Source organism: Streptomyces sp. NPDC005899 (assembly GCF_040629645.1).
Classification (GTDB): Bacteria; Actinomycetota; Actinomycetes; order Streptomycetales; family Streptomycetaceae; genus Streptomyces.
The window spans coordinates 18,774-29,366 of sequence record NZ_JBEXWB010000045.1 but is presented as its reverse complement, the minus strand read 5'-3'; the positions used below and the strand labels follow the sequence as shown (position 1 = coordinate 29,366).

Below are 10,593 nucleotides of genomic sequence, written 5' to 3'. Positions count from 1 at the left end.
CCTCCGGGGCACGCGGGCACGCGCGGGTGCGGCCGCCTCATCGGCGGGACCGCCGCCCGCCGGGTCAGGTCACCGGGGAGGCGCCGTACCCACCACCGTGGCCACGGCGGTCTCGATCTGGTCGGGTGTCAGGTCCGCCCGTGCGGTCAGTCGCAGCCTGGAGACACCGTCCGGTACGGACGGAGGGCGGAAGCACCCGACCGCGACTCCGGCCGTGCGGCAGTCCGCCGCCCAGCGCACCGCCGCACCGGCGGACGGTGCGCGTACGGACACGACGGCGGCGTCGGGGCGGACGGCCGCCAGGCCGGCCGTGGTCAGCCGTTCGTACAGTTCGGCGGCGACGGCCCGCGCCCTGCCCGCGCGCTCCGGCTCACGGCCCAGGCACCGCAGGGCTGCCAGGGCCGCACCGACGGCCGCCGGTGCGAGGCCGGTGTCGAAGATGAACGTACGGGCCGTGTTGACCAGGTGGTCGATGACCCGCGCCGGGCCGAGGACGGCACCGCCTTGGCTCCCGAGGGATTTGGAGAGGGTCAGCGTGGCGACGATGCCCTCACCGCCGGCGAGGCCGACCGCCGCGAGCGCACCCCGGCCGCCCTCGCCCAGGACTCCGAGGCCGTGTGCGTCGTCCACCAGCAGGGACGCGTCCGCCTCCCGGCACACTTCGGCGAGACGGGCCAGCGGGGCCGCGTCACCGTCCACGGAAAACACCGAATCGGTCACGGCCAACGCGCGCCCGCCGTGCGCACCGATCGCCTTGCGCACCGCTTCCGGGTCCGCGTGCGGGACGACGTCGGTGCCCGCCCGGGCAAGCCGGCAGCCGTCCACGATCGAGGCGTGGTTGCGCGCGTCGGACACGATCAGTGAGCCGTGCCCGCCGAGCGCCGTGAGGGCGGCGAGATTGGCCGCGTAGCCCGAGGAGAGCACCAGGGCGGACTCGAAACCGCAGAACTCCGCCAGTTCCCGCTCCAGTTCGGCGTGCAGGGCGGTCGATCCGGTGACGAGCCGGGAGCCGGTGGCTCCGGCGCCCCACGTCCGGGCCGCCTCGGCCGCCGCCTCGGTCACGGCGGGATGGCGGGACAGCCCCAGGTAGTCGTTGCTCGCGAGGTCGAGCAGCTGGGGTTCGGCGGGCCGGGGGCGCAGGATCCGGACGAGTCCGGCGTCCGCGCGGCGGCGCGCCTCCTCGTCGAGCCAGGCGAACGGATCGTAGGGCATGGGACGGTCCCTTTTGTAGGCAGCTCACAGACCCTAGCGGGGTGCGCAGCAGGTCAGGGTGTGGCAATACACACACCCTCGACCGTCTCTCCTGTCCGGTTCCTCCTTGGCCGATGCCGGTGCCGTACGTCAGGATCAGGGCCATGGACCTCCTGAACACCCTGGTGGACAAGGGACTGCGGCGCGAATCGCCGACCCGGGACGAGGCGCTCGCCGTGCTGGCGACCTCCGACGACGAACTGCTCGACGTGGTGGCCGCGGCCGGAAAGGTGCGCCGTCAGTGGTTCGGACGGCGCGTGAAGCTGAACTACCTGGTCAACCTGAAATCCGGGCTCTGCCCCGAGGACTGCTCGTACTGCTCGCAGCGGCTCGGCTCCAAGGCCGACATCCTCAAGTACACGTGGCTGAAGCCGGAGGAGGCGACCAGGGCCGCCACGGCGGGCGTGGCCGGCGGGGCGAAGCGCGTGTGCCTGGTCGCGAGCGGCCGCGGGCCGACCGACCGGGACGTCGACCGGGTGTCGCGGACCATCGAGGCCATCAAGGAGCAGCACGAGGACGTCGAGGTCTGCGCCTGCCTCGGACTGCTCTCCCAGGGGCAGGCCGACCGCCTGAAGTCCGCGGGCGCCGACGCGTACAACCACAACCTCAACACGTCGGAGGGGACGTACGGGGACATCACGACCACCCACACGTACGCCGATCGGGTGGACACCGTGCAGCAGGCCCAGGCCGCCGGGCTCTCCGCCTGCTCCGGTCTGATCGCGGGGATGGGCGAGAGCGACGCCGACCTCGTCGACGTCGTCTTCTCCCTGCGTGAGCTCGACCCCGACTCCGTGCCGGTGAACTTCCTCATTCCGATGGAGGGGACCCCGCTCGCCAAGGAATGGCACCTCACTCCGCAGCGGTGCCTGCGCATCCTGGCGATGGTTCGCTTCGTCTGCCCGGACGTGGAGGTGCGGCTCGCGGGCGGGCGCGAGGTCCACCTGCGCTCGATGCAGCCGCTCGCCCTGGACCTGGTCAACTCCATCTTCCTGGGTGACTACCTGACCAGTGAGGGCCAGTCGGGCCGGACCGACCTCGACATGATCGCCGATGCCGGTTTCGAGGTCGAGGGAGCGGGCACCACGACGCTGCCCGGCCACCGTGCGCAGGCCGGCGGCGGCTGCGACTCCTCCCACAGCGGCTGCGGTTCCGAGGGCGCCTGCGGTTCCCACGCCGGCGGTTGCGGCCCGTGCGGTGAGGTGTCGGTGCAGGACACGTCGGCCTCCGCAGCTCCGGAGGACGCCGCCGTCCCGGCTCCCGCCGACGCCGCGGAGGCCCCGTCGGGCGTGCGCAGGGACCTGGTGGCGGTGCGCCGTCGCGGCGCCGGGACGGACCTCGCGCCCAATGCCTGATCCGCTCGCGCCCGCGGAGCTCCGTGCCCTGGACCGGGCCCACGTCTGGCATCCGTACGGCCCCATGCCCGGCCGGCAGGAACCGCTGGTGGTGGAGTCCGCGTCCGGGGTACGGCTCCGTCTCGCGGAACCCGCCGAGGGGCGGAGCGAGTTGGTGGACGGGATGTCGTCCTGGTGGTCGGCCGTGCACGGTTACAACCACCCGGTCCTCAACGAGGCGGCGCGCGACCAGCTGAGCCGGATGAGCCACGTGATGTTCGGGGGACTGACCCACGAGCCCGCGGTCCGGTTGGCGGCCCGGCTGGTAGAGATCACTCCCGAGCCGTTGCGACACGTCTTCCTCTCGGATTCGGGCTCCGTCTCGGTCGAGGTCGCGGTGAAGATGTGCCTGCAGTACTGGCGCTCGGCCGGCCGGCCCGCGAAGACCCGGCTCCTCACCTGGCGTGGCGGCTACCACGGCGACACCTGGCAGCCGATGTCGGTGTGCGATCCCGATGGCGGGATGCACGAGCTGTGGTCGGGCGCGCTCCCCCGCCAGGTCTTCGCGGACGCACCGCCCGACGGTTTCGACGCGGAGCCCGACGAGGCGTACGTGCGGCACCTGCGGGAGCTCGTCGCGCGTCACGCCGAGGAGCTGGCCGCGGTGATCGTGGAGCCGGTGGTGCAGGGCGCGGGCGGGATGCGCTTCCATTCGCCCGCCTATCTCCGGGTACTGCGCGAGGCGTGCGACGCGAACGACGTCCTCCTGGTGTTCGACGAGATCGCTACCGGGTTCGGCCGTACAGGACAGCTGTTCGCGGCCGGCCATGCGGGCGTCTCCCCGGACGTCATGTGTGTCGGCAAGGCGCTGACCGGCGGATACTTGTCACTGGCGGCCACGCTGTGCACGACACGCGTGGCGGAGGGCATCTCGGCCGGCGACGTACCGGTGCTGGCCCACGGGCCCACCTTCATGGGCAACCCACTGGCCGCGGCGGTGGCCTGCGCGTCCCTGGACGTACTGCTCGGCCAGGACTGGCGGCAGGAGGTCGAGCGCATCGGGGCGGGGCTGCGGCGGGGGCTCGCCGGAGCAGCCGGCCTGCCGGGGGTGAGGGACGTACGGGTGCTGGGCGCCATCGGCGTCGTGCAACTCGACCACGAGGTGGACATGCGAGCCGCGACGAGGGCCGCGGTCCGCGAAGGGGTGTGGCTGCGTCCCTTCCGTGACCTCGTCTACACGATGCCGCCGTACGTCACGGGTGACGACGACGTGGCACGGATCTGCAGGGCCGTGTGCGCGGCGGCCCGGGAAGGCTGAGATGACTGTTCTGGTGGTGTCCGGCACGGGCACCGAGATCGGCAAGACCATCGTGACGGCGGCTGTCGCCGCGGCGTTCCGGGACCGGCGGGTGGCGGTTCTCAAGCCCGCCCAGACCGGCCTGGACCCCGGCATGCCCGGCGACGTCGCCGAGGTGGCACGGCTGGCCGGGAGCCACGTGACGGCCGTGGAACTCGCCCGGTATCCGGAACCGTTGGCTCCGGAGACGGCCGCGCGTCGGTCCGGCCTCGCCCCCGTACGGCCGTACGAGGTCGCCGAAGCGGCGCAGAAGCTCGCGACGGACCACGATCTGGTGCTGGTCGAGGGCGCGGGCGGGCTGCTCGTGCGCTTCGACGCCGAGGGGTCCACCCTCGCGGACGCCGCCCGGCTGATGGGCGCCCCCGTGCTCGTCGTCGTGCCCGCCGGGCTGGGCACCCTCAACGTCACGGCGCTGACGGCGGAGGCACTGAGGGCGCGCGGCCTCACGTGCCCGGGAGTCGTGGTGGGCAGCATGCCGGCCGAACCCGACCTGGCGGCCCGGTGCAACGTCGAGGACCTTCCGGTCTCCGCGGGCGCCCCCCTCCTGGGCTGTGTCCCGGCCGGGGCGGGCGCACTGCCTCCCGCTGAGTTCCGTACGAGGGCACCGAGTTGGCTGGCGCCGGAGCTCGGTGGCCACCGGCGGGAACCGACTGGATCCGCGAGGGGCTGAGCGGGTCCGCACGGGGGACAATCGAAGGAGTGGTACCCCGGCCCCCGAGGAGGTCCGTCATGCGTCTGCGCAGCACGAAGATCCCGCGGGACGCGGTGCACCACCCGGTGTTCTCCCGCTTCTACGCCCGCATGAGCGTGACCGCCGACCTCAAGGCCGGCGTCGCGGCGTACCGCGCGGAGCTCCTGTCCGGCGTCTCCGGGCGGGTCATCGAGATCGGGGCCGGCAACGGCCTCAACTTCGCGCACTACCCGGGGTCGGTCTCCGAGGTCGTCGCGATCGAACCGGAGCGCCGTCTGCGCCGGCTGGCAGCCGCCGCGGGGCTGCGTGCCGAGGTCCCGGTCGACGTGGTGCCGGGCACGGCCGAGGCGCTGCCGGTGAAGAGCGAGGCTTTCGACGTGGCGGTCGCCTCGCTGGTTCTGTGCACGGTGCGGGACCTGCCGCGGGCACTCGCCGAGATCAGGCGTGTGCTGAGGCCCGGCGGCGAGCTGCGCTTCTTCGAGCACACGCTCGCTCCGGGGCGCACGCTGGCAGTGGCCCAGCGGGTGGCCGACCGTACGGTCTGGCCGCTGCTCTTCGGTGGCTGCCACACCGCCCGGGACACCGTGACGGCGATCGAGGCGGCCGGCTTCGAGCCGGTCACCTGCCGGCGCCTGCGGATCCCGGAGAGGGGCGTGCAGTTGCCGACGACACCGTGTGTGCTCGGGGTCGCCCACCGGCCCTTCGGGGCGGACTGACGCGCCTCGCCGTGCGCCGGCACGCAGGGCGCTGATCCCCGGCGAGACGGACCGGCACCGAACGGGCGGTCCGTCACAGACTCCACCGGCGGAGCTCCTCGGCGATGGCCCGCACGTCGGACTTGCCGTCCTTCACCACCCTGGCCAGGTCACGCACCTGCTCGGGAGAGGTGACGACCTTCAGCCCCGAGGCCACCAGGTAGCCGTAGGCGACGGCGGACGCGAACATCGCGTTCGAGTGTTCCAGGGCGGGCACGTGGAGGAGCAGTTGCAGCAGTGCTGCCGCCCGGGAGTGCGGATCGCTGTAGACAGGGCTGCCGAAGATCTCCGCCTCGTGACGGCTGACCGCGGCGACGAGGGCGCCCCAGTCGACGACCTGGGGATCACCGGGCGTCTTGTGCTCGGCGACCATGAGCAGCCAGGACAGGTCGATCCGGAGGTTCAACGGGTGCCCTTGTGCTCCGGGCCGAACTCGTCGGCGAACACCGACTCGTACTGCTTCATGAAGTCGGCGGCCGCCTCGACGAACGTGTGTCCCACCTCGCCGGCATCCTGCTTGACGAGCTCCTCGATGTAGCGGTTCACGCTCATCCCCCGCTGCAGCGCGCGCTGACGCGCCGCTTCGGCGGTGGCTTCGTCCACTCGAACGTTCAGCTGGGTCTTGGGCACGTGTCAACGCTAGCGCCGACGCGCTAGCAGGAGCAAGAGGAGGAAGACGTGCCCCGTACACGCGGGAGGTGCCCCGTACACGCACGACGGACGGCGGCGGAGGCGAAAAAGGAGGCAGAAGAGGCGGCGGAGACGGAGCCGGGCCGCGGGAACGCGCGGGTGCCTCCCGGCGAGCCGGAGGCCACCGACCCGCGAGCACACCTCCTCGGGCGCACGGCACTCTGCTTGACTCACCCCATGAGCCATCTCGACATCCGTTGCGCCGGACTCACCGACATCGAGCGCGTGCTGGCCTTCTGGCGCGAAGCCGCAGAGGGCACGAGCATCAGTGACGACCACGACGGGGTGGCCCGGCTCGTCTCCAGGGACCCCGAGGCCCTGCTTCTCGCCGAGCGGGACGGGGTTCTGGTGGGGAGCGTCATCGCGGGCTTCGACGGCTGGCGGTGCTCGGTCTACCGGCTGGCGGTCCGTCCGGACTTCCGCCGCCAGGGGATCGCCACCGCCCTGACCGAAGCCGTGGAGCGACGGTTCACCGCCCTGGGCGGTCGCCGGGTCGACGCCATGGTCCTCGAGGACAACGACCGGGCCCACCGCACGTGGGCATCGGCCGGCTTCCACCGTGAGGACCACTGGCGGCGCTGGGTGAAGCCGTTGCGGAGCCCCGGCCGCCCGGTCCGGCCGGAATCGGTTACAGGATCCCGGTGAGGGGCAGGAGGCGCATGGACGCCGTGCCCGTGCGCGGCTCCGCCGGCGGGGTGGCCCGCCTTGCGCGCCGAGGGTGAGGGCGTCGGCGCACGAGGGCGCCGACGGCGGCCGAGACCCTCCGCGTCACCTCTCACTTTGCCCGTCCTTTACTATGGAACGTCCATCGTCCCTCCCGTTGAAAGGTGTGAGCGTCCGCCCATGGGCGAGCCTCCCAGTAGTCGATACCGCCGACGTCGAGCGAACCTCCTGACCCTGCCCGATCATGGGACGGAGGTGAACCGATGACCGAAGTACTTCTGCTCCTCGTGGCGGTGCTGCTCTCCCTCGCCTGTGGCGCCTTCGTGGCGGCGGAGTTCTCCCTGACCACGGTGGAGCGCGGCGAGCTCGAACGCGCCGTCGAACGGGGCGAGCGGGGCGCGGCAGGCGCGCTCAAGGCCGTGCGCAGCCTCACCTTCCAGCTCTCCGGCGCACAGCTCGGCATCACCGTCACCAACCTGGTGGTCGGCATGCTCTCGGAACCGTCCATCGCCGCACTGATCCGGGGTCCGGTGGAGGCGGCCGGGTTGTCGCCCGGGGCCGCCTCCTCGCTGGCACTCGTGATCGGCACCGCCTTGTCCACCGTGGTCCTGATGGTGGTCGGCGAGCTGGTCCCGAAGAACTGGGCCATCTCGTCACCGCTGGCCGTCGCCAAGGCGGTCGCCACCCCGCAGCGCGGCTTTACGGCAGTCTTCCGGCCGTTCATCAGTCACCTCAACAACACCGCCAACCGGATCGTGCGCCGCTTCGGTCTCGAACCGGCCGAGGAGCTCGCCTCCGCCCGCAGCCCCCAGGAGCTGGTGGCGCTGGCACGCCACTCCGCGAAGGAAGGGGCGCTGGAGGCGGACACCGCCGAACTCTTCGTGCGCACCCTCAACCTCTCCGAACTGACGGCGGAGAACGTCATGACACCGCGGGTCCAGGTGACCGCCCTCGAAGTCCAGGCGACCGCCGAGGACGTGGCGAACGCCACGCGGGCCACCGGCCTGTCGCGCTTCCCCGTCTACCGGGGCAATCTCGACACGGTCGTCGGGGTGGCGCACATCAAGGACGTGCTGGCCGTTCCGGCCGAGCAGAGGCCGCGCAAGCGGATCTCCGACATGCTGCGCGAACCCCTTCTCGTGCCGGAGACCCTCACCGTGGACCGCCTGCTCGACCGGCTGTCCGGCAAGCTGGCCATGGCCGTCGTCATCGACGAGTACGGCGGCACGGCGGGCGTCGTGACCCTCGAGGACATCGTCGAGGAGGTCGTCGGCGAGGTGCGTGACGAGCACGATCCACACGAGACGCCCGACCTGGCGCCCGCCGGCGAGGACGCGGACGGGCGCACGCTCTGGTCCGCCGACGGCGCGGCACGCACCGACCAGCTCCGCACCATCGGGCTGCGCGTGCCGGACGGACCCTACGAGACCCTGGCGGGGCTCCTGGCCACACATGTCGGCCGCATCCCGGTGGTCGGCGACACCGTCGAGCTGACCGGCTGGCGGATCGACGTGGTGGACGCCTCGGGCCATCGCGCCGCGCGGGCCCTGCTCCACGCACCGCTGCCCGGCAGCGACGAGCCGTCGGAGGACGAACGATGATCGCCGTCCAGCTCTTCATCGGCCTGCTGACCCTGGTCGTCAACGCCTTCTTCGTCGGCGCCGAGTTCGCCCTGATCTCCGTACGCCGCAGTCAGATCGAGCCTGCGGCCGAGGCCGGGAACCGGCGGGCGCGAAGCGTCATCTGGGGTCTCGAGCACGTGTCGGCCCTTCTCGCCGCCGCGCAGTTGGGCATCACCCTGTGCACGCTGGTCCTGGGTATCGTCGCCGAACCCGCCTTCGCGCACCTGCTGGAGCCCCTCTTCGACGCGGTGGGCGTGCCGCACGGTCTGGTCCACCCGATCTCGTTCGTCATCGCCCTGTCCGTGGCGACGTACCTGCACATGCTGCTGGGCGAGATGGTGCCGAAGAACATCGCGCTGGCCGAGCCCGCCCGCACAGCCCTGCTCCTGGGGCCACCGCTCGTGGCTCTCGCCCGGGCGCTGCGGCCCGTCATCTTCGCCGTCAACGCGTTCGCCAACGTCCTGCTGAAGCTCCTGCGCGTCGAGACGAAGGACGAGGTGTCCGCGACGTTCTCGGACGACGAACTGGCTCGCCTCGTGCAGGACGCCGGGGAGGCCGGGCTCGTCGACGACCGTTCCGCGGAGCGGCTCCGTCACGCACTGGAGCTGGGCCGCCGCCCGGTCCGGGACGTGCTGATGCCCGTCGACCGGGTGCTGTACACGAGGGTGGGCACGACCCCGGAGGAGTTGGAGCGACTCTCCTCCGAGTCGGGTTTCTCGCGCTTCCCGGTCATGGACAGCGAGCGTCGGATCATCGGATACCTGCATGTGAAGGACGCCCTGGACGCCGCACCCCGCGATGTCCCGTTCCCTGTGACGGCTCTGCGGCCGATCGCCCGGGTGCGCGCGGTGACGCCTCTGGACGACGTCCTGACGGCCCTCCGCCGGAGCCGTACCCATCTCGCGGCCGTGCTGGACGAGGAGGGCAGGGTGGCCGGCATGGTCACGATGGAGGACGTCCTGCGTGAACTGGTGGGCAGGGCGCAGGCCCGCTGACCCGCAGGCCACGGACACACGGGAAGGGCGCGGGAGGGGGCGCGGCTCCGGTCGTGCCCCCTTCCGCGTCCGCGTGGCGCGTCCCCTCGAAATGGGCCGGCGCCATGTCGGACACCTGCCGCGGCGGCCGCCGTCCGTGTCGCGGGTCCCTTCCGCGGTCGTCCGATCTCCCGTGTTCCCGTTTTCCGGTCCTCGTTTCCCGGTTCTCGTTTTCCGGTTCCCGATTCCCGTTTTCTGTCCGGCGGTCTCGGGTCTCCCTTCCGACGGCCGGCGTCACACGTCGGACGCCTGCGGTCCGCGGTCTCCTGCCACGGAGGTACGATCGCATCGCCATGGAACTGAATGCCCAGTACACCAGTCTCGTCGCGGTCGGCGACTCCTTCACGGAGGGCATGTCGGACCTGCTGCCCGACGGCTCCTACCGCGGATGGGCCGATGTTCTCGCCGCCCGGCTCGCTGCCCGCAGTCCCGGTTTCCGGTACGCCAACCTCGCGGTACGCGGCAAGCTCATCGGCCAGATCGTCGAGGAACAGGTCCACGTCGCCGCAGCACTGCGGCCGGACGTGATCACGCTCGTCGGAGGGCTCAACGACACCCTGCGACCCAAGTGCGACATGGCCATGGTGCGTGCTCGGCTGGAGGAGGCCGTGGAGCGTCTCGCACCGGCGTGCAAGGTGCTGATCCTCATGCACAGTCCCGGGCGCAACGGCCCCGTGATGGAGCGCTTCCGGCCCCGCATGGAGGAGGTGTTCGCCCTGATCGACGATCTGGCCGCACGCCACGGAGCGCTCGTGACCGATCTGTACGGCGCTCCTTCGCTCGCCGATCCCCGCATGTGGGACGTCGACCGGCTGCATCTCACCTCCGAAGGACACCGCAGGGTCGCTGAAGCGGTGTGGCAGACCCTTGGCTTCCCGCCGGAGAGCGACTGGCAGACGCCCATGCCCGAATCGGCACCCGCCCGCTGGGCCCGGAGGCGGGTCGACGACGTCCGGTTCGCCCGCCAGCACCTGCTGCCCTGGATCGGCCGCAGACTCACCGGCCGTTCGTCCGGCGACGGGCGGGCGGGCGCCCACTTCGACGCAGGACTCGGGCAGGCTTTCTGGGTCACGCCGGAGGACGGAGCAACCCCCGGGCCGGTAACCGGCTGGCGCCGGCTCGACGGCTGACGGCTCGCGGCAGGCGGGCAGGCGGCAGACTCCGTGCGGCTCCGTGCGGCTCCGGTCAGTGGTGGT

Annotated in this window: 11 protein-coding genes; 8 read left to right on the top strand and 3 right to left on the bottom strand. The window is 72.0% G+C overall.

The window, feature by feature from the left end; translation table 11 throughout:
• Positions 1-69: 69 nt before the first annotated feature.
• Positions 70-1,212, bottom strand: coding sequence for an 8-amino-7-oxononanoate synthase (locus tag ABZ371_RS08920; protein WP_358675571.1), 1,143 nt, complete (start codon positions 1,210-1,212; stop codon positions 70-72).
• Between the two features lie 143 nt (positions 1,213-1,355).
• Between ABZ371_RS08920 and bioB the strand changes: the two genes are divergently transcribed.
• The 4 genes from bioB to ABZ371_RS08900 are packed head-to-tail and all read left to right on the top strand — an operon-like array spanning position 1,356 to position 5,349.
• Positions 1,356-2,606, top strand: a complete 1,251-nt coding sequence (gene bioB / locus ABZ371_RS08915; protein ID WP_358675569.1) for a biotin synthase BioB — start codon at positions 1,356-1,358, stop codon at positions 2,604-2,606.
• Positions 2,599-3,903 (top strand): adenosylmethionine--8-amino-7-oxononanoate transaminase, encoded by a 1,305-nt coding sequence (locus ABZ371_RS08910; RefSeq protein ID WP_358675566.1) that lies wholly within the window; start codon positions 2,599-2,601, stop codon positions 3,901-3,903. Before bioB ends, ABZ371_RS08910 begins: the two co-directional genes overlap by 8 nt.
• 1 nt (position 3,904) lies before the next feature.
• Entirely contained in the window at positions 3,905-4,612 is a 708-nt protein-coding gene (bioD, locus tag ABZ371_RS08905; protein ID WP_358675563.1) for a dethiobiotin synthase, read from the top strand.
• A 59-nt stretch (positions 4,613-4,671) separates the two neighbouring features.
• The gene (locus tag ABZ371_RS08900) at positions 4,672-5,349 is read left to right on the top strand and encodes a class I SAM-dependent methyltransferase (protein ID WP_358675560.1); all 678 of its coding nucleotides are present in this window, start codon (positions 4,672-4,674) and stop codon (positions 5,347-5,349) included.
• A 73-nt stretch (positions 5,350-5,422) separates the two neighbouring features.
• Here the strand turns inward: ABZ371_RS08900 and ABZ371_RS08895 are convergent, their stop codons facing one another.
• Both ABZ371_RS08895 and ABZ371_RS08890 read right to left on the bottom strand, forming a co-directional pair.
• Positions 5,423-5,794 carry a fic family toxin-antitoxin system, toxin component gene (locus tag ABZ371_RS08895; protein WP_358675558.1) on the bottom strand — a complete coding sequence of 124 codons (372 nt, stop codon included), beginning with the start codon at positions 5,792-5,794 and terminating at the stop codon, positions 5,423-5,425.
• Positions 5,791-6,018: an antitoxin gene (locus tag ABZ371_RS08890; RefSeq protein ID WP_358675555.1), complete on the bottom strand. Its 228-nt coding sequence runs from the start codon at positions 6,016-6,018 to the stop codon at positions 5,791-5,793. The genes ABZ371_RS08895 and ABZ371_RS08890 overlap by 4 nt, the downstream gene beginning before the upstream one ends.
• A 237-nt stretch (positions 6,019-6,255) precedes the next feature.
• Between ABZ371_RS08890 and ABZ371_RS08885 the strand changes: the two genes are divergently transcribed.
• The 4 genes from ABZ371_RS08885 to ABZ371_RS08870 all read left to right on the top strand — a co-directional run bounded on the left by ABZ371_RS08885 (position 6,256) and on the right by ABZ371_RS08870 (position 10,527).
• Positions 6,256-6,723, top strand: coding sequence for a GNAT family N-acetyltransferase (locus ABZ371_RS08885; RefSeq protein WP_358675552.1), 468 nt, complete (start codon positions 6,256-6,258; stop codon positions 6,721-6,723).
• 281 nt (positions 6,724-7,004) lie between these two features.
• A complete protein-coding gene (locus tag ABZ371_RS08880) occupies positions 7,005-8,342 on the top strand; it encodes a hemolysin family protein (RefSeq protein WP_358675549.1) in 1,338 nt (445 codons plus the stop codon).
• Complete coding sequence (locus ABZ371_RS08875; RefSeq protein ID WP_358675546.1) at positions 8,339-9,358, top strand: hemolysin family protein; 1,020 nt, start codon at positions 8,339-8,341, stop codon at positions 9,356-9,358. Before ABZ371_RS08880 ends, ABZ371_RS08875 begins: the two co-directional genes overlap by 4 nt.
• A gap of 332 nt (positions 9,359-9,690) precedes the next feature.
• A complete protein-coding gene (locus tag ABZ371_RS08870) occupies positions 9,691-10,527 on the top strand; it encodes an SGNH/GDSL hydrolase family protein (protein ID WP_358675544.1) in 837 nt (278 codons plus the stop codon).
• Positions 10,528-10,593: the final 66 nt, after the last annotated feature.

Coding starts and splice junctions, on each gene's coding strand:
- ABZ371_RS08920 (WP_358675571.1), bottom strand. CDS start 1,212: ATGCCCTACGATCCGTTCGCCTGGCTCGACGAGGAGGCGCGCCGCCGC.
- bioB (WP_358675569.1), top strand. CDS start 1,356: ATGGACCTCCTGAACACCCTGGTGGACAAGGGACTGCGGCGCGAATCG.
- ABZ371_RS08910 (WP_358675566.1), top strand. CDS start 2,599: ATGCCTGATCCGCTCGCGCCCGCGGAGCTCCGTGCCCTGGACCGGGCC.
- bioD (WP_358675563.1), top strand. CDS start 3,905: ATGACTGTTCTGGTGGTGTCCGGCACGGGCACCGAGATCGGCAAGACC.
- ABZ371_RS08900 (WP_358675560.1), top strand. CDS start 4,672: ATGCGTCTGCGCAGCACGAAGATCCCGCGGGACGCGGTGCACCACCCG.
- ABZ371_RS08885 (WP_358675552.1), top strand. CDS start 6,256: ATGAGCCATCTCGACATCCGTTGCGCCGGACTCACCGACATCGAGCGC.
- ABZ371_RS08880 (WP_358675549.1), top strand. CDS start 7,005: ATGACCGAAGTACTTCTGCTCCTCGTGGCGGTGCTGCTCTCCCTCGCC.
- ABZ371_RS08875 (WP_358675546.1), top strand. CDS start 8,339: ATGATCGCCGTCCAGCTCTTCATCGGCCTGCTGACCCTGGTCGTCAAC.
- ABZ371_RS08870 (WP_358675544.1), top strand. CDS start 9,691: ATGGAACTGAATGCCCAGTACACCAGTCTCGTCGCGGTCGGCGACTCC.